Origin of the sequence: Vreelandella venusta (assembly GCF_015689495.1) — a bacterium.
GTDB lineage: Bacteria > Pseudomonadota > Gammaproteobacteria > Pseudomonadales > Halomonadaceae > Vreelandella > Vreelandella venusta.
Genome location: NZ_CP065135.1, coordinates 4,037,738 through 4,061,972, shown reverse-complemented (window position 1 = coordinate 4,061,972; position 24,235 = coordinate 4,037,738). Strand labels below are relative to the sequence as shown.

At 54.0% G+C, this 24,235-nt stretch carries 19 protein-coding genes; 8 read left to right on the top strand and 11 right to left on the bottom strand.

Features of this window, described 5'->3' with window-relative positions:
- Nucleotides 1–118: 118 nt before the first annotated feature.
- The 3 genes from IR195_RS18695 to IR195_RS18685 all read left to right on the top strand — a co-directional run bounded on the left by IR195_RS18695 (nucleotide 119) and on the right by IR195_RS18685 (nucleotide 4,106).
- On the top strand, nucleotides 119–595 hold the full coding sequence (locus IR195_RS18695) for an Lrp/AsnC family transcriptional regulator (protein ID WP_125752476.1): 477 nt from the start codon (nucleotides 119–121) through the stop codon (nucleotides 593–595).
- 71 nt (nucleotides 596–666) lie between these two features.
- Nucleotides 667–2,229 (top strand): sigma-54-dependent transcriptional regulator, encoded by a 1,563-nt coding sequence (locus IR195_RS18690; protein WP_206048303.1) that lies wholly within the window; start codon nucleotides 667–669, stop codon nucleotides 2,227–2,229.
- A gap of 416 nt (nucleotides 2,230–2,645) precedes the next feature.
- On the top strand, nucleotides 2,646–4,106 hold the full coding sequence (locus tag IR195_RS18685; RefSeq protein WP_422938745.1) for a sodium-dependent transporter: 1,461 nt from the start codon (nucleotides 2,646–2,648) through the stop codon (nucleotides 4,104–4,106).
- Nucleotides 4,107–4,150: 44 nt separating this feature from the next.
- Here the strand turns inward: IR195_RS18685 and IR195_RS18680 are convergent, their stop codons facing one another.
- The 3 genes from IR195_RS18680 to IR195_RS18670 form a co-directional block, all read right to left on the bottom strand.
- The gene (locus IR195_RS18680; protein WP_125752464.1) at nucleotides 4,151–4,603 is read right to left on the bottom strand and encodes a hypothetical protein; all 453 of its coding nucleotides are present in this window, start codon (nucleotides 4,601–4,603) and stop codon (nucleotides 4,151–4,153) included.
- Between the two features lie 222 nt (nucleotides 4,604–4,825).
- Nucleotides 4,826–5,881 carry a TRAP transporter substrate-binding protein gene (locus IR195_RS18675; protein ID WP_206048302.1) on the bottom strand — a complete coding sequence of 352 codons (1,056 nt, stop codon included), beginning with the start codon at nucleotides 5,879–5,881 and terminating at the stop codon, nucleotides 4,826–4,828.
- 231 nt (nucleotides 5,882–6,112) lie between these two features.
- Nucleotides 6,113–6,595, bottom strand: coding sequence for an Lrp/AsnC family transcriptional regulator (locus IR195_RS18670; protein ID WP_120386160.1), 483 nt, complete (start codon nucleotides 6,593–6,595; stop codon nucleotides 6,113–6,115).
- Between the two features lie 177 nt (nucleotides 6,596–6,772).
- Between IR195_RS18670 and IR195_RS18665 the strand changes: the two genes are divergently transcribed.
- Entirely contained in the window at nucleotides 6,773–10,288 is a 3,516-nt protein-coding gene (locus IR195_RS18665; protein ID WP_206048301.1) for an indolepyruvate ferredoxin oxidoreductase family protein, read from the top strand.
- A 71-nt stretch (nucleotides 10,289–10,359) separates the two neighbouring features.
- On the opposite strand, the gene IR195_RS18660 is transcribed toward IR195_RS18665, so the two are convergent.
- From IR195_RS18660 to IR195_RS18630, 7 genes are all read right to left on the bottom strand, one after another.
- Complete coding sequence (locus tag IR195_RS18660) at nucleotides 10,360–11,550, bottom strand: multidrug effflux MFS transporter (protein ID WP_206048300.1); 1,191 nt, start codon at nucleotides 11,548–11,550, stop codon at nucleotides 10,360–10,362.
- Nucleotides 11,551–11,685: 135 nt separating this feature from the next.
- Nucleotides 11,686–12,330 carry a maleylacetoacetate isomerase gene (maiA, locus tag IR195_RS18655; RefSeq protein WP_206048299.1) on the bottom strand — a complete coding sequence of 215 codons (645 nt, stop codon included), beginning with the start codon at nucleotides 12,328–12,330 and terminating at the stop codon, nucleotides 11,686–11,688.
- 21 nt (nucleotides 12,331–12,351) lie between these two features.
- Nucleotides 12,352–13,371, bottom strand: coding sequence for a fumarylacetoacetate hydrolase family protein (locus IR195_RS18650; protein ID WP_206048298.1), 1,020 nt, complete (start codon nucleotides 13,369–13,371; stop codon nucleotides 12,352–12,354).
- 36 nt (nucleotides 13,372–13,407) lie between these two features.
- Nucleotides 13,408–14,715: a homogentisate 1,2-dioxygenase gene (hmgA, locus tag IR195_RS18645; RefSeq protein WP_125752445.1), complete on the bottom strand. Its 1,308-nt coding sequence runs from the start codon at nucleotides 14,713–14,715 to the stop codon at nucleotides 13,408–13,410.
- Nucleotides 14,716–14,782: 67 nt separating this feature from the next.
- The gene (locus tag IR195_RS18640; protein ID WP_206048297.1) at nucleotides 14,783–14,980 is read right to left on the bottom strand and encodes a DUF2783 domain-containing protein; all 198 of its coding nucleotides are present in this window, start codon (nucleotides 14,978–14,980) and stop codon (nucleotides 14,783–14,785) included.
- Nucleotides 14,967–16,697, bottom strand: coding sequence for an FAD-dependent oxidoreductase (locus tag IR195_RS18635; protein WP_206048296.1), 1,731 nt, complete (start codon nucleotides 16,695–16,697; stop codon nucleotides 14,967–14,969). Before IR195_RS18635 ends, IR195_RS18640 begins: the two co-directional genes overlap by 14 nt.
- A gap of 76 nt (nucleotides 16,698–16,773) precedes the next feature.
- The gene (locus tag IR195_RS18630; protein WP_206048295.1) at nucleotides 16,774–17,742 is read right to left on the bottom strand and encodes an MBL fold metallo-hydrolase; all 969 of its coding nucleotides are present in this window, start codon (nucleotides 17,740–17,742) and stop codon (nucleotides 16,774–16,776) included.
- 477 nt (nucleotides 17,743–18,219) lie between these two features.
- On the opposite strand from IR195_RS18630, the gene IR195_RS18625 reads away from it, so the two are divergent.
- The 4 genes from IR195_RS18625 to IR195_RS18610 all read left to right on the top strand — a co-directional run bounded on the left by IR195_RS18625 (nucleotide 18,220) and on the right by IR195_RS18610 (nucleotide 22,056).
- On the top strand, nucleotides 18,220–18,708 hold the full coding sequence (locus IR195_RS18625) for a MarR family winged helix-turn-helix transcriptional regulator (RefSeq protein WP_125752439.1): 489 nt from the start codon (nucleotides 18,220–18,222) through the stop codon (nucleotides 18,706–18,708).
- Nucleotides 18,709–19,107: 399 nt separating this feature from the next.
- The gene (locus tag IR195_RS18620) at nucleotides 19,108–20,196 is read left to right on the top strand and encodes a TRAP transporter substrate-binding protein (RefSeq protein WP_206048294.1); all 1,089 of its coding nucleotides are present in this window, start codon (nucleotides 19,108–19,110) and stop codon (nucleotides 20,194–20,196) included.
- Between the two features lie 29 nt (nucleotides 20,197–20,225).
- Complete coding sequence (locus tag IR195_RS18615; protein ID WP_206048293.1) at nucleotides 20,226–20,768, top strand: TRAP transporter small permease; 543 nt, start codon at nucleotides 20,226–20,228, stop codon at nucleotides 20,766–20,768.
- On the top strand, nucleotides 20,761–22,056 hold the full coding sequence (locus IR195_RS18610) for a TRAP transporter large permease (RefSeq protein WP_125752429.1): 1,296 nt from the start codon (nucleotides 20,761–20,763) through the stop codon (nucleotides 22,054–22,056). Before IR195_RS18615 ends, IR195_RS18610 begins: the two co-directional genes overlap by 8 nt.
- 118 nt (nucleotides 22,057–22,174) lie before the next feature.
- Here the strand turns inward: IR195_RS18610 and paaZ are convergent, their stop codons facing one another.
- Nucleotides 22,175–24,217 (bottom strand): phenylacetic acid degradation bifunctional protein PaaZ, encoded by a 2,043-nt coding sequence (gene paaZ / locus IR195_RS18605; RefSeq protein ID WP_125752426.1) that lies wholly within the window; start codon nucleotides 24,215–24,217, stop codon nucleotides 22,175–22,177.
- Nucleotides 24,218–24,235 lie beyond the last annotated feature (18 nt).

Below are 24,235 nucleotides of genomic sequence, written 5' to 3'. Positions count from 1 at the left end.
CTATTATTATCTTGTAAGTGAACAGGCTCAGTATAGGGAAGAGATGGTGCAATTAGGTTGCAAACTAACCTAAGATAACGCCAAATAGCGCACAGCTTGTGCGTGACTGGAGTGTTGTATGCACGGAATTTCTTTGGATCGATATGATCTTGCAATTTTATCAGTTTTGCAGAAGAACTCAGACCTCACCAATTCAGAGTTGGGAGAACGTGTCAGCCTGTCTCCCTCTCAGTGCTCCCGGCGCAAAGCGCGGCTAGAAGCTGAAGGGGTGATTAAGGGATATTCGGCGAGGCTTGATGCCTCCAGCCTAGGGTTTGGCTTGCGTGCGATTACTCGCGTTAATCTCAAAGCGCATGGTGAGAGCATGGATGATGATTTTGTAACGTTACTGACAAAGCACGCCATGGTGCGTGAGGCTTATTCTGTGTCGGGGGATGCGGATTATGTACTGCATGTGATCGCCAAGGATCTCACCGAGTTTTCAGACTTTATTCACCACCACTTATTACCTCATCCTAATGTCACCCAGGTTCGCTCTGAAATCATACTGCGGAGTATGAAAGAAGAGCAGGGGCTGCCGGTGAGCGGTGGCTAAGCGATGTCCGAAGTCACTGGTTTTTCAGGCAGGCCTAAGCAACTACGTTAGTTTTGTGTGGTGAGGGTGCTATGCGTCTAAAATTTTACTGTCAGAACCGGATCGGTATTCTTCGCGATATAGTGGCCCAGTTTGCTGACTACCGAATAAATGTCGCGCGGGGCGAAGTTGGCGGCGAGCAGGGCAATACCATCTACTTGCATGTCCCGAAGTTGCTTAATGCTCAACTGAGTACGCTTAAACCGGCACTGGAAGCTATTCCAGGGGTGTTTGGCGTCAAACGTGCGAGCTTGATGCCCAGCGAGCGTCGTCATTTGGAGTTGGATGCATTGCTGTCTTCGCTGTCTGACCCCGTGATGTCGATAGATATGCAGGGTCGCATTGTAGCGGCCAATCGTATCGCCGTTCAGGTATTGGGGGTACGCGTTCAAGAAGTGCCAGGGCTATCGCTGGATCGCTACCTTGACGAAGTCGATCTTCCTGAGGTGATTCGACGCAACAACTCACGAATCAATGGGCTGCGGATTAAGCTGAAGGGCGATACCTATCTCGCCGATATTGCACCACTGCACACCGAAGATACTAAGGTGGATTCATTAGCCGGAGCGGTGGTGACATTGCACCGTGCCGACCGTATCGGGGCTCGTATTTATCAGGTGCAGCGCCAGGAGCTGCGTGGCTTTGAGGCCATCTTTCAGTCGAGTTCACGACTGGCCGCCGTGATCAATGAGGCGCGGCGCATGGCGCCACTGGATGCGCCGTTGCTGATTGTAGGGGAAACGGGAACTGGGAAAGAACTGGTCGCCAGAGCCTGCCATTTGGCAAGCCATCGCGGGCAAGCGCCGTTTGTGGTGCTCAACTGTGCCGGGCTGCCAGAATCAATGGCCGAGACAGAGCTTTTCGGTTATGCGCCGGGTGCTTTTGAAGGCGCTCGGCCAGAAGGCAAGCTTGGGCTTCTGGAGCTTAACGAAGGCGGCACCGTGTTTCTCGATGAAGTCGGTGAAATGAGCCCACGGCTGCAGACAAAGCTGTTGCGTTTTCTTCAGGATGGCGGCTTCCGGCGTGTGGGGAGCGACGAGGAAACCTTCCTGGATGTCCGAGTGATCTGTGCCACTCAACAGAACCTACCGCAGCTGTGTAGTGACGGGCTATTTCGACTGGATCTTTATCACCGACTTAATGTGCTGTTGCTACAGGTCCCTCCCTTACGTGAATGTTTGGACGGCATCGAGGAGTTGGCGAGCTATGTGCTTGATCGTGCGGCGCGCCAGATAGGCTGTCCTTTGCCTGAACTTTCACCTGCTGCGTTGGAAAAAATCACCCGCTACGACTGGCCGGGCAACGTGCGTCAGTTGGAAAATGTATTGTTCCAGGCGGTGTCGCTATGTGAAGAGAAAGCCATTCAGCCGGTGCATTTGCGTCTTCCTCACAGCGAAGCGTCTTCTGAGCTAGCGGGTATTCCGTTAGAGGGAAGCTTGAGCGACATGCTAGGCGAGGTGGAGCGAACTATCTTGAGTACGCTGTATCAGCAGTACCCCTCCAGCCGCCAGTTAGGCAAGCGGTTGGGTGTTTCCCACACGACCATTGCCAATAAACTCAAACGTTACGGTATTGGTGCTCAAGACGGTACTTGAAACGATACTTGAAACGGCACTTGAAACAGCTCTTGAGACAGCACCTGAAGCCGTATTCAAGAGCCTACTTAAGAAAAGTCTTAAAAAAATGCGTGTAGCAAGCGAATTAACTGTCACGATTTGTTTACAGTTTGTCAGAAAAGTACAACAGCGAGACACCACGCTTCGGCATTTTTTTCTGAGTGTAACGATTTCTTTACAGTTTTATGCCGCTTCTACGGGCAGCGCCTCGCCGAATGCGATTTAACCCCATTCCTGCCCTATGGCTATCTCCCTAGACTCTTTATAGATTGCTCTTTATAACTGATTGACCGCAGTTGGTTGGCTTTTATGGGCAGTTAATCGCTCTTAAGTAGCTGTTCTAGCTGCTCATAATAAATAGCCTAAAAAACAATATAAATTTATAAGGTTTCCCAATGACAATGACAAATACGCCCCCCAAAACACTGTGGCTGGGCCGCTGGGGGTTTGTGCTAGCAGCCACTGGTTCGGCAGTGGGTCTGGGTAATATCTGGAAGTTTCCTTACATTACTGGCGAATTCGGAGGTGGCGCTTTTGTGCTGGTCTATTTGGCCTGCATATTGGCGGTAGGTGTACCTATCATGATGGCTGAAATCAGCTTCGGGCGTCGTGGCAGGGGCAGCCCGATTGATGCTATCCGTCGAGTGGTGCATGAATCGGGGCGCGGCAGTTTCTGGTCGATTTTTGGCTGGATGGCCATGCTGTGTGGTTTCATGATTCTGTCGTTCTACGTGGTGGTCGCTGGCTGGTCATTTTCCTATCTGTGGAAACTGCTGAGCGGCGGGCTAGCCGGTAATAGTGTCGATGAGATGGCGGCAATTTTTGCCGCTAATAATGCCAATCCTTTCACGTTAGGTGCCTGGAGCACGCTAGTGACGGTGCTGACCATGTTCATCGTCGGCAAAGGCGTACAAGCAGGCATTGAAAAGAGTGTCAGTTGGATGATGCCAGGCATGGTGATCATGCTGGGCATACTGATCGGCTACGGTGCTTTTTCTGGTGGCTTTGCCGAAGCTTGGTCTTTTCTGTTTTCTTTCAATGCCGAAGGGTTAAGCAGTGAAGGGCTCTTAGCCGCACTGGGGCATGCCTTCTTTACCTTGTCGCTCGCGTCTGGTGCCATTCTTACCTACGGCTCTTACCTGCCAGAAGGGCACTCCATTGCACGCACGACATTCAGTGTCGCCATTGCTGATACCGTTGTCGCGCTGATGGCTGGCTTGGCTATTTTCCCGATTATTTTCGCTAACGGAATGAATCCCGGCCAAGGGCCAGGATTGATTTTCATGAGCTTACCGCTGGCCTTCCAAGCAATGCCGTTTGGCACCTTGTTTGGTGTGCTGTTCTTCGTGATGCTATCAATGGCCGCACTTACGTCGTCGATCTCAATGATCGAAGCGACAGTGGCTTGGCTCGTTGCCAGTAAAGGGATGACGCGTAAACGGGCATCCTGGGGTGTGGGCATCGTACTGTGGCTGGTGAGCACCTTGGCAATGCTGTCGTTCAATGTGGGCGCAGACTGGACGGTGGCAGGCCGTACTTTCTTCGACTGGCTGGATTACCTGACCTCCCGCTGGATGATGCCACTAGGTGGTTTAGGTACGGCACTGATGGCAGGCTTCCTGCTGCGTACTGAACTATTCAGGGAAGAACTAGGACTCTCCCGTACCCAGCACACACTGTGGCTGTTTATGGTGCGTTACGTTAGCCCGTTAGGCATCGTGTTAATTTTCATCGATGCGCTGGGCCTCGCTACCCTCCAGATAGGTACTCAGTGGCCGTGGTTGCTAGCCCTGCTGGTGGTTATTACCGTGGTGGGCGAGTTGGCTAGCCCGCGCCTGCGTCACCAAGCGTCGTAAGCTACCTAAGCGCTCCCATCGCTAGTCGATGGGAGCGCTTTGTATTAGCGTGCCGCTAACGCATCAAAGGCATTGGCGTTAGGGCATAAGCGACGGCACTCATCAAGCTCAGCACTTGCTCGCATTGCTTTCCAACAATCGCCAACGGCTGCGCAGGCGTTGCAGGTGTCACGCAGCGCACGATAGTCAGCAAAACCGTGTTCCTTCAGCATACTCTCCTTAAGAGCACTCTCCCTGATACCGAAGCGCTGCAGCATAACTGGCATTAGGGTGTTGGCTGGGCTGAAATGAGCGGGTTGGCCTGCTGCTAGCTGCCTTGCCACTGCCTGCTCAAAGCCTGGTTCTAGCGGTCTTTCCAGGTCATTGATCAGTGCATCATAGCTAGCGCCTGCTTGCTGCTTTATGTTGCGGGCTAACGTCGTGGTTGATGCTGTATAGCAGCGCTCTGTGAGGCGCCCCCACCAAGAGGTGGTATCGGTGTGCTGGGCAGTATCCATGGTCAATCTCCCTCGGCGATTCTTGATGATGACATCAGTATCAACCGACGAGAGATAAACTATCTTGATGCGGATCAAGTTGGTTTCAAGTGAAACAGAGGGTGGGTGGAGGTGAAAGTGGGGGAAGATGATAGAAAAGCAGCTGCTTATAGGGCGTCATCAGCATGTGAGTGCTGCTCTCGCCGCCTATTATACAGCGGCGAGAGCAGCTAATCTAGCGGCTCAGGGACTAACAACACTCGCTTCGATACGCTCTTCGGCCGCTGCATTGACTAACTGTTCATGAAAGAAGGCAAGTGCGGCAGGCGCGTCAACACCACGACTCTTTATCGACTCACTCCAGGCATCCTGTAAGTTGCTAGCAACGCCCCTCAGGTAGTCAATGTCTTGTGCCGATGCTTGGGTAAAGGTTGCGTCATTCTCTTCACCAAATTCAACGCCGCGCTGGTCGGAAACATCCATCATATAGCCAAACAAGCGTGAAAGCCGCTCACCCGATACGCTTTCAATCGCCGCGCGGTCTTCGTCCGACACTTGGTCCCAGAACATCGGGTTCATAACAATCGCAAAGCTGCCGCGATAGAAACCGCCGTCTACGGTAAGGGTGTGCGGAGCCACTTCAGCCACGCGGAAGCTGCGCAAGCTCTCAAGTGTTAGCATCGCGCCGTCGACAACGCCCTGGGAAGCTGCTTCGTAGGTGCCTGTCGGAGGAATGGAGACCCCGGTCACTGACATTGCCTCGGCTAAACCACTCATCACGCCGCCGCCCACGCGCAGCCGTTTGCCAGCAAGCTCATCGATGGAGCTTATTTGGTCACGGGTAAATATTTGCCCTGGCCCGTGTACGCCCATCGCAACGACATCAACACCACGGTGCTCATTGGCTTGCTGCAAATACTCTTGGTGGGTGTGCCAATAGGCAGCCGAAGCATCTTCTGAAGAGAACTCCTCAAAGGTGGGGAACTCAGGTAGCTGCGTGGCTAGAAAACGACCCGCCATATGGGCGTGAAAAATCCAGCTGGCGTCTGCAATGCCATCAGCAACGATCTCCATTTGTGCGGGAGGAGGCCCCATGTCATGCACCACTTCTACCGTAACACGGTCATCCGTGGCTTCCTCTATCCACGCCTTCCAGGTCGGCCAAACAATGGTATTAATACCGTGATTCGGCCCACCCCACGTGCTCACGGTGATCGTTGCCTGAGCAAATGAAGACATGCTGAACGCCATGCTGGAAAGCGCGATAGCTCCCACGAGTAAGCGAGCTGGTTGTTTCATGCGGAAACTCCAAAACGACGTTATTAACGTCTGTGTTGTTATTGGTAACGCCTAACACCGAGCAAGTGGCGCCTTTTCAGGTGGCGTAAGTTACAACGCTTACCTTGCCTTTGGATAGTTTCAATAGCAACTAATTTAAAGTTGATTGAATTGATACTTAAGTCTTAATTTTTAAAGTTTTGGAGGTTCGCTCTAACGGACAGTAAGGCTTAGTGGTTTCAATCGGCTGATTCAACGAATCGGGATAGCGGTCTCTTCTTTGATATTACGCAGCACGAAATTGGAGCTGACCTGGGAAATGCCCTCCAAGGTGAAGAGTTTTTCATTCAGAAATCTGTCATAAGCCGCCATGTCCTCGATCACTACCCGCAGTACGAAATCGGCGTTGCCGGTGGTGGCATAGCACTGCAGCACTTCTGGATATTGCAGAATGCGATTTTCGAACTCGACGGTATTGTCGATGTGGTGGCGAACCAACGTCACCATGACCAGTGCTGATAGTGGTTGGCCCACTAGGCTGGGTTCCACCAACGCTGCAAAGCGGCGGATAACGCCACTCTCTTCCAGGGCTTTTACGCGTCGCCAGCAGGCAGCGGGGGAGAGCCCGATCTGTTCGGCGAGCTCATTGTTGGTAATGCGCCCCTGTTGCTGAAGCAGGGTGAGAATGCGCTGATCATGCCTGTCTAAAGTGATTTCTTTGGTTGCTTCTTTCATGGTGTCATTTCATTTATTTGTGGTTTGTTGAATATCATTGCGTCAAAGCTAAAAAAATGAAAGTAATGATTAATAACCAGACGTTTGAAGAGCTAATTAGCAAGCACCTTTAGTGCGCTCTTGGCTAGACTCAGATGTATTACAACCATAACTCTTCAACCGTACTGGTGAACTCTCATGACAACCCCCTCAATTGCTGAGCAGGCGGGTTCTATTACCCAGCCTCTCGAGATCGCACTCGATAATTACCAGCTGGCCGACCGCTATAGCCGCGGCGAAGGCCGTATTTTTCTTACTGGCACCCAGGCATTGGTACGCATCGCCTTACGCCAAGCCGAGCTTGATCGCCACAATGGCCGCCAAACGGCAGGGCTTATCAGTGGCTATCGTGGCTCGCCCTTAGGCGGTGTAGACCAAGAAATTTGGCGGGCGAAAGCCGCTATGGAAGCGCATCACATCGATTTTGTCCCTGCGATCAACGAAGACCTGGCCGCTACCATGATGCTTGGTTGCCAACAGGTAGAGACAGATCCTGAGCGACAAGTCGAAGGTGTCTTCGGCATGTGGTACGGCAAAGGGCCAGGCGTTGATCGCGCGGGCGATGCGTTAAAGCACGGTAATGCCTATGGCAGCTCACCGACTGGCGGTGTGCTGGTGGTCGCGGGTGATGACCATGGGTGTGTGTCGTCCTCCATGCCACACCAGTCGGATGTCGCCTTTATGGCCTGGTTTATGCCGGTTGTAAGCCCTGCCTCATTGGCGGAATACGAGCGCTTTGGGCTATGGGGTTATGCACTTTCACGCTTCTCGGGTTGCTGGGTGGGTTTCAAAGCCGTTTCCGAAACCGTAGAGAGTGGCGCATCGGTGGACGTGCCACCTTTGCCGGAATATGTCACGCCGGATTTCGAAATGCCGGAAGGCGGGCTGCACTATCGCTGGCCGGACCTGCCGGGGCCGCAGCTTGAGACTCGCCTTGAACACAAGCTGGCCGCCGTTCAGGCGTTTGCCACCGCCAACCCGATTGATCAGTATTTATTTCGCCAAGAACAGGCGACGTTTGGGCTGGTTACCACAGGCAAGGGCCACCTGGATTTACTTGAGGCGCTGCGTTTATTAGGGCTGGATGAAGCGAAGCTGCGTGAATTGGGGGTGGAAATATACAAAGTCGGGATGGTGTGGCCGCTCCATCGCCCCGGCATTCTTGAGTTTATTCATGGCAAGCGCGAAGTGCTGGTCATTGAAGAGAAGCGCGGCATTATTGAAAGCCAGTTGAAGGAGTACATGTCGGAACCCGACCATCCAGGCGAGGTCATCGTGACCGGCAAGCAGGATGAAACTGGCAAACCGTTGATTCCCTTTGTTGGAGAGCTGGGCCCGCGCCTCTTGGCAGGCTTTGTCGCCGAGCGTTTAGCGCGCTTTTTCAACATTGATTTTAGCGACAAGCTGGCAACTGTTGATGCTTGCCAAGCAGGCGTGAAAGAGCTCGGTGGTGTACGCCGCATGCCGTATTTCTGCTCCGGTTGCCCACACAACAGCTCGACCAAGGTGCCGGAGGGCAGTAAAGCCTTAGCGGGCATCGGCTGTCATTTTATGGCGTCGTGGATGGGCCGCAACACCGAATCTTTAATTCAGATGGGCGGCGAAGGCGTTAACTGGGTGGGCAAGAGCCGCTTTACCGGCAATGGCCATATTTTCCAGAACTTAGGCGAAGGCACCTGGTTTCACTCGGGGTCAATGGCGGTGCGTCAGGCAGTGGCTGCCAACGTCAATATTACCTATAAAATCCTGTTCAACGATGCGGTTGCCATGACGGGCGGTCAACCCGTGGATGGGCAAATCAACGTGCCGATGATCGCCCGGCAGTCGCTGGATGAAGGTGTTCGTCGGGTAGTGGTGGTCAGTGATGAGCCCGAAAAATACCGCGGGCATGAAAAGGAGTTTCCTAAGCAGGTAACCTTCCACGGGCGCGAAGAGATGGACACGCTGCAACGTGAGCTGCGCGAAATTCCAGGTTGCACCGTGTTGATTTATGACCAGGCATGCGCGGCTGAAAAGCGCCGTCGGCGCAAGCGTGGTTTGATGGAAGACCCCGCCCGCCGGGTGTTCATTAACCATCATGTTTGCGAAGGTTGTGGTGATTGTTCTGTGCAGTCCAACTGTTTATCGGTGGTGCCACGTGAGACCGAACTAGGCCGCAAGCGCAAAATCGATCAGTCGTCCTGCAACAAGGATATGTCCTGCGTCAGCGGCTTCTGTCCTAGTTTTGTTACGGTTGAAGGTGGTGGGTTGCGTAAAGGCCAGGGCGTCACGGCAGATAATGCCTTTTGGCAACGTATAGCGCATTTGCCAACCCCTGCGATTGCCACTTTAACGGCTCCTTACGACTTGCTGGTGGGAGGCGTTGGAGGCACGGGCGTGGTGACCGTTGGGCAGCTGATCACCATGGCAGCTCACCTGGAAGGCAAGGGCAGCAGCGTGCTCGACTTTATGGGGTTTGCGCAAAAAGGCGGGGCGGTACTGAGCTATGTGCGTCTGGCATCACAGCCCAGTGAGCTGAATCAAGTACGTATCGAAGCTGGCCAGGCCGATGCGATGATCGCTTGCGATATGGTGGTGGCGAGTTCGCAGAAAGCGCTGAATGTGCTGCAGCCGACCACGCGTATCGTGGCGAATCTGGCCGAGCTAGCCACGGCGGATTATGTCCTTTATCGCGATGCGGATATGCAGCCCAGTAAGCGCCTTAATATGTTGCGTGAAGCGGTAGGCGAGGAACGCTTTGCTTCCCTGGATGCCAATCGCCTAGCCGAACAGCTGCTGGGCGATACGGTGTTTTCCAATATGATGATGCTGGGGTTTGCCTGGCAACAGGGGTTGGTGCCGCTTTCTGAACCTGCGCTGCAGCGTGCTCTGGAGCTAAACGGCGTCGCTGTGGAGAAGAACCGTCAGGCATTTGCCTGGGGTCGTTTGGCTGCGGTGGAGCCCGACTACCTTCAGCAGCATTTGGATACGCTACCCCTGTCCGCGAATGCCACACTGGACGATGTAGTTGCGCGTAACAGCCGCCACCTGGAGCGCTATCAGAACCGTACCTGGGCTGAGCGTTACGTTACTCAAGTAACGAAAGTGCGTGAAGCAGAAACCGCGCTAAAAGGTAGCCAATCGTTGAGTGAAGCCGTCGCCCATCAGCTTTATCGCTTGATGGCGTATAAAGATGAGTATGAAGTGGCGCGCCTTTACACCCAGAGCGATTTTCTGGATGAGGTCAAAGCAACGTTCTCGGGTGATTACCAGCTAACCTTCCATTTGGCGCCGCCGCTGCTGGGTGGGCGCAAAGATGCCCAAGGGCGTCCGGTGAAGCGTCGTTTTGGCCCTTGGGTGCTGAAGGCAATGGGCGCGTTGGCCAAGCTGCGCGGTTTGCGCAACACCGCGCTTGACCCTTTCCGCTTCAGCGCTGATCGCAAACTCGACCGCGCTTTATTGGCTGACTATGAGCAGTTGATCGATGAGTTAGTGGTTCGTCTTGATGGCACAAATCACGCCACGGCCATAGCGCTTGCTAAGCTGCCGGAAGAGATTCGTGGTTTCGGACCAGTCCGTGAAGCTGCCGCTGAGAAAGCCAGCGAGCGCCGCGAGACGTTGTTGAAGGAGCTACGTGAAGGGCGCTCGAAGACCATCGCTGTCGAAGCCGCTTAAGGCAACTCAATATAGGTAAAAAAGGCCACGCAATGCGTGGCCTTTTGCTAGGTAGCGAGACAGTGATTCAGCTAAGCCTCTTTTCGGCGGCGTACCAGCAGCCAGTGGCTTAGCAGGGCGAGCAGCCCCATCAGGCCGATCGTCAAGGCCATGGTGCGCGAGCTGCCGTCGTGGAATTGCCCGACTAATCCGCCTACCACAGCGGCAATCGTCATTTGCAGAAAACCAAACAAAGAAGACGCTGCTCCCGCACATTGAGGGTTGGGCGCTAGTGCCCCGGCCATTGTTTGTGGCATCAAAATGCCGACCCCCAGCATGAACACCATATGCGGCCCCACTACTGCCCAAGGATGATGAACGCCAACGGTGGCCAAGCCCGCCATGACGACGCCCCCAGTGGCGCAGATTACGCTGCCCAGGGTAACAAGGCGATCACGACCTAGGCGGTGGCTATAGCGGCCGCTGACCAGAGTACCGACGAAGAAGCCCGCGACAATCAGCGTGAACAGCACGCCATACAACGTAGGCGCGACACCCAGGTATTCGATGAGCACAAAAGATGAGCCCGAAAGGTACGCGAACAGCCCGGAGAACGCGGCAGCATTCACCAAGGTGTAGCCGATAAAGGCACGCTGAGTCAGTAGTAAGCGGAAGTTAGCCAGTACTGCTTTCGGGTGGATCGATTGCCGTCGCTCCTGCGCCAACGGCTCGGGTAGCATAAAGATCAGCACCGCCAGCATCACTGCCGCGTAGAGCGCTAGCACCACGAACACCGATTCCCAGCCAAAAAACAGCAGTAACCCTGCGCCCACCACGGGTGCCAGAGCAGGGGCGAGGGCCATCGTGCTTGCCATATAAGAGAGAATGCGCCCAGCCTCGATCGGGCCATGAATATCACGCACCGATGCCCGTGCTAATACCGGTCCAGCAGCACCGCCGAAGGCCTGCAGGAAGCGGCCTACCAGCAACCACTCGACGCTAGGCGCCCATGCACACAGTAAGCTCGCAGCGAGAAACAGCGATAAACCCGCGATCATCACCGGTCGGCGGCCAAAGCGATCAGAGATTGGCCCGCACACTAGTTGGGCCAGAGCGAATCCAGCCATATAGAGGCTAAGGGTCAGCTGTATTCGGTCTGGGCCAGTATTCAGCGCGTCTGCCATCGCGGGCATGGCTGGCAAGTACATATCCGTCGCCAGCGGGCCAAGTGCAGTCACCGCGGCCAGTGCCACGACGGTGGCGGTAGAGGGCAGCTTTAGCACCCCTTAACTCCTTTTGGTTGGATGTGATGCCCCTTCGGACACGAGTCGGGCGCCTTCCCGAGTGGAAAGACGCCCGCTTATGTTAGCCTGCTTAGTATAACTTAATCGTACCGCTTTATTTGGCTTGGCTTCAGCTTAGTTGGCGTCAGGCTGTGCCTCGGGGGCGGCTTTTTCGAAAGCTGGCAGCGCACGACAATTGGCAGCGATGCGCTGGATCGTCGGGTAGGCTGACAAATCGCACTCGAAGCGCTCTGCGTTATACACCTGGGGAATCAGGCAGATATCCGCAAGCGTAGGGGTGTCGCCATGGCAAAAGTCGCCGCTGCTGGGGTCAGTAGAGAGCGTCGCTTCCAGGGCTGAGAAGCCCTCGGTAATCCAATGGCGATACCATGCTAACTTGGCCGCCTCATCCACCCCTAGTTCACCGACGAGATACTTGAGCACCCGCAGGTTATTGAGCGGATGAATCTCGCAAGCGACCGACTGGGCAAGTGCACGAACTCTTGCGCGCGCTAGGGCATCCGCCGGTAGCAGCGCAGGCTTGGGGTGTCGCTCATCGAGATACTCACAGATCGCCAGTGACTGGTTGATCACTGAGTTATCATCCAGCACTAAGCTAGGCACCATTCCCTGAGGGTTGCGCGCCAGATGGTCACCACCCCGCTGCTCGCCTTTCACCAAGTTGATCGGAACCTGATCGTAGTCCAGGCCTTTCAGGTTTAAGGCGATCCGCACCCGGTAAGCAGCCGACGAGCGGAAATAGCCGTAAAGCGTCGTCATGTTACCTTCCTTGTGTTGGCTTTATTTGGGCTGATACTTCACGACTTGCTGATCGATGGTACCAAATATGTTGTTGCCATCTCGGTCAAACATCTCGATGCGCACCCGGTCGCCAAAGCGCATAAAGGGAGTTTTTACCTGGCCGTAGAGTATCTGCTCGACCATGCGCACTTCGGCCAAGCAGCTATAGCCTACGCCGCCGTCAGCCACCGGCTTTCCAGGGCCGCCATCGGGGTCTGGGTTGGAAACAGTACCCGAACCAATCACAGCGCCCGCGCCGAGGTAGCGGGTCTTGGCCGCATGGGCAACCAGCTGTGGAAAGCTGAAAATCATATCGGGACCCGCTTCTGGCTCGCCAAACTTCTCATCATTCAGGTGCACGGTCAGCGGCAGGTGCACTTTGCCTTCTTGCCAAGCATCGCCCAGTTCGTCTGGAGTCACCGCGATGGGCGAGAAAGCAGAGGCGGGCTTGGCTTGGAAAAAGCCGAAGCCCTTCGCCAGCTCGCCTGGAATGAGGCCGCGCAGGCTGACATCGTTGACCAGCATCACCAGTTTAATGTGCTTGGCGGCTTCCTCGGGAGTGACGGCCATCGGCACGTCATCGGTAATAACCGCGATCTCACCTTCAAAGTCGATGCCATGCTCTTCACTGACCGCTTCGATATCTTCGGTGGGCGCCAGGAAGCAGTCGCTACCCCCCTGGTACATAAGCGGATCGGTCCAGAAGGTTTCGGGCATCTCAGCGTTACGCGCCTGACGTACCAGCTGGACATGGTTTAGATAGGCGGAGCCGTCGGCCCACTGATAGGCACGCGGTAACGGGGAGTGAAGCGCACGCTGGTCAAGCTCAAAAGCACCGTCGGCATTGCCATTGTTTAGCTGCCCATAGCGTTCTTCAAGCTGAGGGCTAACGGCTTCCCAGCTTTCAAGGGCCGCTTGAAGTGTGGGAGCAATATCAACAGCGCTTACGGCACGGGCGAGGTCGCGAGAGACGATGATAAGTTCGCCATCGCGGCCTTTGTTAAGTGTTGCAAGTTTCATGGGCATTCAATCCTTGTCGTCAGGGGGCGATAAGTTTTACGGCTGGTTTGGGTTGAAGTGCGAACGCAGCGTTGACCAAACATCCACATAGTCACGTTGGCGGAAGTCAGCCTCCAGAGCCGCAGGGGTTGGGTGGAATAAGTAGCGGCTTTCAAACATGAAGGCCAATGTATCGCCTATGAAGTGTGGCTTCAGCTCCGCGTTGGAAGCTTTCTCAAATGTCTCAGCATCCGGGCCGTGGGGTGACATTGAGTTGTGCAGGCTGGCACCGCCTGGAGTAAAGCCTTCTGCTTTCGCATCGTACTCGCCATGAATAAGCCCCATAAACTCGCTCATCAGGTTGCGATGGAACCAGGGCGGTCTGAAAGTGTTCTCGGCAACCATCCAGCGCGGCGGGAAAATCACAAAATCAAGATTGGCCATTCCCGGCGTATCGGAGGGGGACGTTAATACGGTGAAGATTGACGGATCCGGGTGGTCGAAGCTCACTGTGTTGATGGTGTTGAAGTTGGCGAGATTATATTTATACGGCGCGCAGTTGCCGTGCCACGCCACCACATCTAACGGCGAATGGTTGAGCTTTGTTTCCCAGAAGCGACCAGAGAACTTAGCGACTAAGCGATAATCACCTTCCAGGTCTTCATAGGCTGCCACCGGGCTTTGGAAGTCTCGCGGGTTGGCTAAACCGTTAGCCCCAATGGGGCCGAGGCCGGGTAGTTCTAGAGGGCTGCCGTAGTTCTCACAAATATACCCCCGCGCAGCGTCAACACCCTGTGCTTTACGCACTTGGAACTTCACGCCGCGAGGAATAACGGCAATCTCACCGTTATCAATCTCGAGTTCACCAAACTCGGTGCGTAGACGAATAGCCCCCATCTGCGGAACGAAGAGCAGTTCGCCATCTGCGTTGTAGAAAAAGCGTTCAGTCATGTCTGCATTGAACGTATAAACATGCACACCCACACCGGCCTGAGTGGCCGCATCCCCGTTCACTGCAATGGTAAACAGGCCATCGATAAAGTCAGTCGGTGCATCCGGTATCGCAACCGGGTCCCAGCGCATTTGGTTGGGGTCCGCCGCTGGCTTCTCTAATGGGGATGTGTGTACGTTGCTATTTTCCAGTGGCTGATACGCGCTCTGAACAACTGAAGGGCGAATGCGATAAAGCCAGCTACGAAAGTTTTGATGCCGAGGCGCAGTGAATGCGGAACCAGTGAGTTGTTCAGCATATAAGCCGTAAGCACACTTTTGCGGTGAGTTTTGCCCAATTGGCAGTGCACCCGGCAGCGCTTCGCTTGAAAAGTGGTTATGGAAACCGTTCTGATATTGCAATTGTTCAGTCATTGTTAAGACCTGCTGTGTTTGGACGTTACTTAAATAAATCTAAGACTTATAAACATAGACGCGGCGATTAATCACCATCACCCACCGCATGGGAAATGGCTGCTTCTAGCACGGTTTGATCGCCGATATGATTAGCCAGTAACAAGATCAAACGGGCATTGATGCGCTCACTCTCTGCCTCGCTGCGGTTGCGATGTAGCGCGGTGAGTGCCGCGTAAAAGGCGTCCGGATCAGTGAAGTTGGGATTTAATTCAAGCCTTGGCATGGCAACGCTCCTGAAAGGTCGTGTCAGCGGTACCCGCAAGATAAACGCCCAGCGCGCGGTCTAATGCATCTTCAACCTGGTGGGCAGTGACGGTGTGCCAGCGAGCAGTAACGTGCTGGTCAGGACGGATAAGGTATCCGCCACCAGCTTTGAGGCCGTAGCGTTGCGTCACTAGCCCTTCGGTATCGTCTATCACGGTGGTGCGCGGTAGAGCGCCAAACTCATCCGGAGCTGGGCCAACCACCACAAGGCGTAAGTCAGTGTGGCGATCTAACAGCTCGCTTAGCTCTCTTAACGGCGCAGTGGCGTGACCGTCATCAAGACGGCCATCGAGTAGCAGTACAAAACCATTACCAAACTGGTTGAGTAGCCAAGCGTTCTGCTCGCCCAGGCGAATGGGGGCGTCCTTAGCCGAGCTACCAGGGCGCAGTTCGCTTGGGCCACCATCAACATCGGGCGTATTAAGCGGTGAGCTATCGTAGCGACACGGCATGGAAAGGCGGCCGCTGTTGACTAGGCTACGTGCGAAGGCATGTTTCTCCGCCAGCTCCAGCGTCACATCGCGGAATACCTTGCTGATATGGCTCTTCGGGGTAATAAAGTCGGTGGCGCGAGTAGAGTTAAGCAGGTTTTCTGTCGCACCGTGCTGGCGCTCGGTGTTATACGTGGACAAGAGTGTTTTTGGCGCCTGGGCTTTGAGAACACGCGCTAGTTTCCAGGCTAAGTTCTCCACACCCTGGAGGGCGCCGTTGGCACCTCTGGCGCCAAAGGGGGATACCTGATGAGCTGCGTCGCCCATAAATATCACGCTGTGATGAATGAAGTTATCCATCTTGCGGCAGCGAAAGGTGTAGACACTGGCCCACTCAAGCTCAAACTCCACGTCCGGGCCAAGCATCGCCTGCACGCGCGGGCGAATGTTCTCTTCTTTCTTTTCTTCTTCCGGGTCAGCGTCCCAGCCTAGCTGGAAGTCGATACGCCACACATTGTCGGGTTCTTTGTGCAGCAGCACCGATTGATTGGGATGGAAGGGCGGATCAAACCAAAACCAGCGCTCTGTCGGGAAATCAGCCTTCATCACCACATCCGCAATCAGGAAGCGGTCTTGAAATACCTGGCCTTTGCAGTCAAGGCCTAGCATGTCGCGGATGCGGCTGTTGGCACCATCCGAAACAAGCAGATAGTCACAGGTCAGTGAGTAGTCACCATCCTGAGTCGACACCTTGATGGCGGTGCTATCAGGCTGAGCATCAACATCAATGACCTTATGTTTCCAGCGCAGATCAATTTGCTCAGCAAAGTCGTGAGCGCGATTGACCAGAAACTCTTCAAAGTAATACTGCTGCAAGTTAATAAAAGCGGGAATGCGGTGGCCATCTTCTGGCAGCAGGTTGAAGTCATAGACTTCGCGGTCTTGGAAAAAGACGCGGCCATGTTGCCAAGTGACGCCTTTTTCAAGCATCGGCTCGACGCAGCCTAAACGGTCAATAATTTCCAGTGAACGCTTGGCAAAGCACAATGCCCGCGACCCCACGCTAACGGTATTGTTGTCGTCCAGGACAATCGAGTGAATGCCTTGCTGAGCCAAATCGATAGCGGCGGCGAGGCCGCTAGGTCCGGCACCGACAATCACCACCGGATAATGGCGAACATCTTGAACATCAAGCTCAGGCGGGCGTCGGTAAGGATAGACAGGATTTTTATAGGTTGTTGGCATCTATTACTCCCCTGCAGCTGTCGGGTGAATGACACCCGACAGCTGGGCATGATCAGTGGGTGTCTCTAGTTAGCACTTACTGATTTTCGACGGCGTCCTGCAGGGAGTGCCACATGGCAGTATCGCGCTCTGCCGTCCAGATACGTGGATCTGGATATTCGCCACCTGCTTCGTCGTAGCAGCGAGTGATATCGAAAGGCACGCAGTGATCAAAGATGACCCAGTGGCCATACTTAGGCTTCAGAACCGCGTAGGTCTCGGCGTAGCACTCGGAGAGTGATTTACCCGCTGCTTTGCCTGCTTTGACGCTGCCATACATATCGCTCAAGAAGTCGCGGGTGCCCTGAATGGCTTCCTGACACTGTTCGGCAGTTTGCAACGCATCGCCACGGCCGGGTACCAGTTTCTGGGGCTGCATGGCCTGTAGGCGATCGAGCGTAGCAGGCCAGTCCTCGTGGTAAGCATCACCGGTATAAGGGGTGGCGCCATACTCAACGAGGTCACCGGAAAACATGACTTTTTCTTTCGGTAACCAGACGACGGTGTCGCCCTTGGTGTGTCCACGGCCAAGATGAATGATCTGCACCTCACGCTCACCCATAAACACCGTCAGCTTTTCCTGGAAGACGATGGTTGGCCAAGTCAGGCCAGGCACAGAATCGACCCCTTTGAACAAGCGGGGGAAGCGGCCAACCTCGGACTCATAATCTTGCTGACCACGCTCGACAATCAGGTCATAGGTGCTCTGGCTCGCGTAGATATTCTCGGCATCGTATGCGGATGCGCCGAGAACACGCACGGCATGGTAATGGGTCATGACCACATGCTTAATCGGTAGGTCAGTCACCTCGCGGATACGGCGGATAACGTCCTGGGCCATGATCGGCGTTGCCTGGGTGTCGATGACCATTACGCTGTCATCGCCAATCACTATGCCCGTATTGGGGTCACCTTCAGCCGTGTAAGCATAGAGCCCCTCTGCCAGCTTAGTGAAACTGATCTGTTTCTCTTCGGTATCGGCATGGGACGCGAATTTCTTACTCATGGTATCTCCAGTGCTAACAGGGTGGTTCAGCTGTTTATTGGATTGTTGTATGCCATGAGGATAGTTTCTAATGAAACTAAATGTCCAGCGCTCTATAGGCGAGTCAGCCGTTCTTGTGCATGAAATCGACAATAAATCCCAATGAATCAGATGATTATTGCAATATAATACCTAAGTATAATAATTAAAATCAGCAAATTAGTTGCATAAGAGAGTATCTATCGGCACTGTTCTGGCTAATGCTGACAGGGCTTGCCCTGAGCATTGGCAACCTAACGCTGATGACATTTTTGGTTGATAAAGGCCAGTAAACGGTGAGTCGTTTTAGTTGAAATAGCGTTATTGAATGGAGCCAAGAGGACTCTCTTCCTCAAGGTGGTCAGTATGATAGGCGCGTTGCTGGTGTCTATATTCCCAGCTATGGTGCTGATTTTTATCATCACCCCCTGATTAAGCGGTGGCTCTAGGAGAAGCACAATGACGATGGATAAAGCAGCAAGCGATACTCCTCTGGAGTCTTCAGCCAGGGCAGAGCTGGATCTCAACCAGTTTTTACCCTACCAACTTAACCGTTTAGCTGACCGAATCAGCCAGGCGCTAGAGAAGCTTTATGCCGAGTCTTATGACCTCAATATTGCTCAGTGGCGTGTACTTGCGTGGCTTAGCCACTGTGATGATTTAACCGCTAAGAAGGTGTGTGCCTACACCAATATGGATAAGGCGCGCGTGTCTCGGGCTATTCAGTCGCTGGAAGAGCGTGGGCTGATAAGCCGCACGCCATCCCAGCAAGATCAGCGACTGCATGACTTACATCTGACCGAGGTAGGGCAAGCGCTACTTAATCAACTCGTGCCCGAAGCGCAGGCGTGGGAAGCCGACCTAGTGTCTACCCTCAGCGTTGGTGAATATCGTGACTTGCTCAATACCATGCGCAAGCTTGAGCGGCAGTTGGAGAGAATTGGTTAACAGCGTGACACCCTACAGACAAGCCAAGATGGCAGAAGATACCTCTATGTCGATATCCCTATGTCGATACCCCTATATCGACACCCCTGTCGTCACTGGTGTGTCATTGATGGGCAAGAAAATGTGATTTGTGTAACAAAAGGCTAGGTTAAAAATTATTCCCCAATAGCCATTGATAGTGACTCAGAGAGGCTGCTTTTGTAAAAATAAATATCTGTAAATTAAGAACTATATGGAGTTTGATACTTAAGTATTAGCATCTATTGGTCGATGGGTTGTTGCATGACCCAGGTATCTGTAGGCATTGTGATAAATAACGTGATTCACTAGATTTTAAAAAGATAAAAATAAAGTATCATGTTTTGCGCTTCGACTTCGTGACGACCAGAGGAAAGAAAAGTGAATAAAACAACAAACCTGATGATTGGCGCTATCGCCGCCGCAACGCTGAGCACTACCGCCTTGGCCCAAACGACCATCACCGTGAGTACCTGGGCAGGCCCCAATCACGGCATTAACACCATCGTTTGGCCAACCTGGAAAGCGTGGATTGAAGAAGCCACAGAAGGCCGTGTAACAGTAGAAGTGATACATGACATGGGGCCCCCAGCGTCACAAATGGAGATGGTCGCTGATGGTATCGCTGATGCCACCTGGGTTTTTCATGGCTATAACACTGGCCGCTTTCAGTTAACCAAGCTGCCGGAGTTTCCTACCTTTCAAGAATTTTCGTCAGAAAATGCCTCCAGTGCCTATTGGCACACACACCAAGAGTACTTGGCAGCCGCGGGTGAACACCGTGGCGTAGATGTTGTGGCTGCTGGTGTCCACGGGCCTGGCTGGATCTTCAGCAGCGAGCAGTATGAAACCTTAGAAGACCTTAAGGGCAAGCGTATTCGCGTTGGCGGTGGCGTGATGGGGGATCTCTCCAATGCCCTAGAGCTAACCGGTGTCGCCTTGCCGCCCACAGGCGTTTATGAAGCGGGTTCTCAGGGCGTTATCGATGGAGCCATGCTTGTTCCAGAAGGGCTGCGTAGCTTCCGTGTCGCAGAGATTTTCCCCTATACCCTCACGGTAGACGGCGGTTTCTACCGCGGCAGCTTCACTATCGTTGTCAATCCGATGATCTGGGATGAAATGTCGCCCGAAGATCGTGAAGCCGTTGAGTCCGTCTCTGGTGAGCGGTTGTCTCGCCTGTTTGGTTACATGATGGATGTCGTGGATGTCCGGGGCGTCGACTTTGCCGAAGAGCTTGGTCATACCTTTACCGAACTCGGCGATGAAGATCTCAATACGCTGAAAAGCATGAGTGACAGCATGATCGCTGAGTGGGCTGAGTCTGTTTCAGAAAACCGCAACGTTGATGCGATGGCCGCTATCGAGTTCTATCGTGAGCAGCTTGTTGCTGCAGCGGAAGAAGAGAGCGTCAGTAGCCTGGTACCAGATGAATTTGTGTCTGGCGAATCACTACCAGACGACACACAGTAACCCCCACTGGCGCTAGTTGGAGAGTGACCATGCAAACCCAAATGGCACGTGCTACGCGCGTTAGTCGGGTTCTGCAGCTGATGTTAGAGGGGGTGGCTGGCGCTACCCTCTTTGGCATGATGCTGTTGACCACTGCTGACGTAGGCGGCCGCTACTTTTTTAATTCCCCCATTCTAGGTGCTGTTGAATTAACCCAGCTGATGTTGGCGGCATTGGTATTTCTGTCGCTGCCAGTCGTTTGTTGGCGACAAGAGCATGTCAGTGTTGACCTGCTTGATGCGGTGTTCCCTGCAAAATTTATCTGGCTACGTGAGGTGATCGTCAATCTGATCGTAACGGCGGCTCTTTGGGTAATGGCGCAACGTGTATGGGCGCTGGCAGAGCGAGCTTTTTCATGGGGAGATGTGACGGAGTTTTTGCGTATTCCCTATGGCTATCTGATCGGGCTGATCGCCATCATACTCGCACTTTCAGCACTCCTGACTCTTATCCGAGCCGCTTTTTATCTGCTTGAAGGGCTAAAGGTAATCGAAAAAGGTGGCCCGTTGAGCAAAGGAGAGTCCCATGACTGAGGCGTTGTACGGTTTCGCAGTATTGCTGATACTCGTATTCTTGCGTGTGCCGCTGGCGTTCGCGATGGGAATCGTTGGTTTCGCAGGGTTCTATCTATTAACGGGCAACTGGAATGCGGCCGAAGCAATGGCGGCGCGCCGAGTAGTTGATACCGCCATGGATTATGGCCTGTCGGTGATTCCATTGTTCATTCTCATGGGCAACTTTGTTTCTCATGCAGGCCTATCTGATGCCCTGTTTCGAGCCTCAAATGGTTTTCTAGGTCACCGCAAGGGTGGTCAGGCAATGGCGACCATCGTCGCTTGCGGTGGTTTTAGCGCGATATGCGGATCGAGCTTAGCAACTTGTGCCACTATGGGCCGAGTCGCCATGCCGCAAATGCGCAAATATGGCTATAAGGATTCACTGGCTGCCGCTTCCATCGCGGCGGGTGGCACCTTGGGCATTTTGATACCGCCCAGCGTCATGCTAGTGATTTATGGGATCTTGACCGAAACCAGTATTCGCGAGCTTTTTGCCGCTGGTTTTATCCCCGGCATTCTTGGCATCTTTCTTTATATTGGCGCCATCAAGTGGGTGCTTTGGCGTGACCCCTCCGCTGGCCCTGCGGCAGAGAAAGTGCCATGGTCAGAACGGGTCAAGGCACTCAAAAGCGTCGGCAGTACGCTAGCACTGTTTGTACTCGTGATTGGCGGTATTTATCTAGGGGTGTTTACACCTACGGAAGCAGCCGGTATCGGTGCAATGGGCGCTTTCTTAATCGCGCTAATGCGTCGGGCGCTGACTCCACAAGTGTTAATGAACGTGTTAATGGACACTGTGCGTACCACTGCGATGCTGTTTGCTGTGGTGCTAACGGCGCTGATTTTCGCCAACTTTATCAACCGTGCGGGACTGCCTGGCGACCTGCTGGCATTGGTTAATGGCCTGAATGTTGCGCCTTTTGTGGTCATTTTGGTGATTATCGCAATCTATGTCGTACTGGGTTGTGTGTTTGAAAGCATGTCGATGCTGCTGCTCACCGTACCGGTATTTTTCCCGGTCGTCGCGGGGCTGGGTTACGACTTGGTGTGGTTTGGCATTCTGGTCGTTATCGTCATTGAGATTAGCCTGATAACACCTCCCGTCGGTATGAACGTGTTCGTATTGCGAGCCGTATTGCCGGATGTATCTACAGGCACGATCTTCCGCGGAGTGACCCCGTTTTGGGTTGCGGGAACGATACGCGCACTGTTAGTGCTTATCTTCCCTGCGATCGTGCTTTTCCTACCGCGACTGATGTATTAAAACGACGTTATTAATACGGTTCTATTAAGCTCCTCGCTAAACAAACGGATGACAGAGCGTACGCCCTGTCATCCGTTTTTTGTTGTTTACTTGTTTGTCAGGTTTATCGGCTGAGCCGTTACTGCCGTTTAGCGACCAGCGTCAAGATGTCGTAGCTGGCGACTAGTTCATCATGTTGATTGGTCACTGCCACGTCCCACATCACCACGCCTTGCGGGTGGCCGTCGGGAGATGCTCGACCCTGGTCAATCTTACGCTTACAGGTGAGGCGGGCGCGGATGGTGTCGCCAACCAGCACCGGCGTAATAAAGCGCAGCGTATCCAGGCCGTAGTTCGCCAGTACGGGACCTTCGCCTGGGTAAACGAACAAGCCAGCGGCTGCCGACAGCACAAAGTAGCCGTGGGCAATGCGTTGGCCAAATTGGGTCTCTTTGGCGGCAATGTCGTCGAAGTGCATGTAGAAGTGGTCGCCGGACAGGCAGCCAAAATTGACGATGTCGGCTTCAGTAACGGTGCGGCGGTGGGTTAACAGCGACTCGCCAACCTGCAGGTCATCGAAATGGCGGCGGAACGGATGGATATCGTTCTCGATCACTTTCGCGCCACGTACATACTCCCCTGTGACTGCCGCGAGCATGGTCGGAGAGCCCTGGATAGCGGTGCGTTGTAGGTAGTGGTGAACAGCACGAATGCCACCAAGCTCCTCGCCACCGCCTGCGCGGCCGGGTCCGCCATGCTTAAGCATCGGTAGCGGAGAGCCGTGACCAGTGGACTCCTTAGCTGCCTGGGCATCCAAAATCTGCAGGCGTCCATGCTGGGCGGCCAGTACAGGGATCATTTCAGCAGCAATAGCGGGGTCTTTGGTGGTCAGCGTGGTTACCAAGCTACCCTTGCCCTTAGCGGCGATAGTCAAGGCTTCGTCAATGCCGCGATAGGGCATTAGCGTGGCGACGGGACCGAAAGCTTCAATGTCGTGGGCGCCGCCGTCGTTCAGTGGCTGGCGGTTGATCAGTAAGTGAGGAGAGATGAACGCGCCGTTTTCCACCTCCTGGCCAACAGGTTTGAAGCTGCCGTCTCTGCCAAAGACGCACTCACTGGTTTCTAGCAGCTGTTCGATCGCATGATTAACGTCTCTCAACTGGTCACGGGAAGAGAGTGCCCCCATGCGCACGCCTTCTTGGTGAGGGTCGCCAACCACGATGTTGGCAAGGCGTGCCGTGATTGTGTCTGCCAATGCATCGAGATGCTCGGCGGGCACTAAAATGCGCCGGATCGCGGTACATTTCTGGCCTGACTTGGCGGTCATCTCTTTAACGACTTCTTTGGCAAAGATCTCGAACTCGGCGTCTTGCGGGCTAATATCTGGCGCCATAATCGCGCTGTTGAGTGAGTCTGCTTCGGCGTTGAACGGAATGCTCTTGGCCATGATGTTCGGATGGCTTTTCAGCATTAGGGCGGTGCTTGCCGAGCCGGTAAAGGTGACAAAGTCCTGCTCATCCAGATGGTCGAGTAGGTCGCCGGCTCCACCAATCACCAGTTGCAGTGCACCCTCTGGTAGCAGGCCCGAATCGTTGATGACGCGCACAGCGGCTTCGGTTAGATAGCTCGTCGCAGTGGCCGGTTTAAAGATACACGGCATGCCTGCCAGAAAAGCGGGCGCGAACTTCTCCAACATACCCCAGATAGGAAAGTTGAACGCATTAATATGTACCGAGACGCCGCGGCGGGGTACCAGAATGTGGGTACCGTTAAAGTGGTTCTCTTTGCCTAATTGTGCCACTGGGCCTTCGTGGGCCACATTGCCGGAGGGCAATTCTTTACGACCAGTGGAAGCGTAAGTGAATAGGGTGCCAAAACCACCGTCGATGTCGATCCAGGAGTCGGCCTTGGTGCAGCCGGTATGGTGAGAGATGGCATAGAGCTCACGCTTACGCTCTTGGATATAGGCGGCCAGCGCCTTAAGAATGGCGGCACGCTGCTGGAAATCCAGTGCCAGAATGTTCTTCACACCGGTGTTGCGGGCGTACGCCACTGCTTCGCGGAAATTGATCTCTTCTTGGTGGGTATGCGCAACGGTGGTGCCGTTAATAGCGCTGATAAGGGCTTTGGACTCGGTTTGTCCGAACCACTGGCCTGCGATGTAACTTTGCAAAACTGGCATTGTGTGTTCTCCCGCCTG

What these genes read in the sequence shown, in the direction of transcription:
- IR195_RS18665 (WP_206048301.1), top strand. Translation starts at nt 6,773, where the DNA reads ATGACAACCCCCTCAATTGCTGAGCAGGCGGGTTCTATTACCCAGCCT.
- IR195_RS18610 (WP_125752429.1), top strand. Translation starts at nt 20,761, where the DNA reads ATGACTGAGGCGTTGTACGGTTTCGCAGTATTGCTGATACTCGTATTC.
- IR195_RS18635 (WP_206048296.1), bottom strand. Translation starts at nt 16,697, where the DNA reads ATGCCAACAACCTATAAAAATCCTGTCTATCCTTACCGACGCCCGCCT.
- IR195_RS18650 (WP_206048298.1), bottom strand. Translation starts at nt 13,371, where the DNA reads ATGAAACTTGCAACACTTAACAAAGGCCGCGATGGCGAACTTATCATC.
- IR195_RS18625 (WP_125752439.1), top strand. Translation starts at nt 18,220, where the DNA reads ATGACGATGGATAAAGCAGCAAGCGATACTCCTCTGGAGTCTTCAGCC.
- maiA (WP_206048299.1), bottom strand. Translation starts at nt 12,330, where the DNA reads ATGACGACGCTTTACGGCTATTTCCGCTCGTCGGCTGCTTACCGGGTG.
- IR195_RS18690 (WP_206048303.1), top strand. Translation starts at nt 667, where the DNA reads ATGCGTCTAAAATTTTACTGTCAGAACCGGATCGGTATTCTTCGCGAT.
- hmgA (WP_125752445.1), bottom strand. Translation starts at nt 14,715, where the DNA reads ATGACTGAACAATTGCAATATCAGAACGGTTTCCATAACCACTTTTCA.
- IR195_RS18695 (WP_125752476.1), top strand. Translation starts at nt 119, where the DNA reads ATGCACGGAATTTCTTTGGATCGATATGATCTTGCAATTTTATCAGTT.
- IR195_RS18670 (WP_120386160.1), bottom strand. Translation starts at nt 6,595, where the DNA reads ATGAAAGAAGCAACCAAAGAAATCACTTTAGACAGGCATGATCAGCGC.
- IR195_RS18615 (WP_206048293.1), top strand. Translation starts at nt 20,226, where the DNA reads ATGCAAACCCAAATGGCACGTGCTACGCGCGTTAGTCGGGTTCTGCAG.
- IR195_RS18630 (WP_206048295.1), bottom strand. Translation starts at nt 17,742, where the DNA reads ATGAGTAAGAAATTCGCGTCCCATGCCGATACCGAAGAGAAACAGATC.
- IR195_RS18675 (WP_206048302.1), bottom strand. Translation starts at nt 5,881, where the DNA reads ATGAAACAACCAGCTCGCTTACTCGTGGGAGCTATCGCGCTTTCCAGC.
- IR195_RS18685 (WP_422938745.1), top strand. Translation starts at nt 2,646, where the DNA reads ATGACAATGACAAATACGCCCCCCAAAACACTGTGGCTGGGCCGCTGG.
- paaZ (WP_125752426.1), bottom strand. Translation starts at nt 24,217, where the DNA reads ATGCCAGTTTTGCAAAGTTACATCGCAGGCCAGTGGTTCGGACAAACC.
- IR195_RS18640 (WP_206048297.1), bottom strand. Translation starts at nt 14,980, where the DNA reads ATGCCAAGGCTTGAATTAAATCCCAACTTCACTGATCCGGACGCCTTT.
- IR195_RS18680 (WP_125752464.1), bottom strand. Translation starts at nt 4,603, where the DNA reads ATGGATACTGCCCAGCACACCGATACCACCTCTTGGTGGGGGCGCCTC.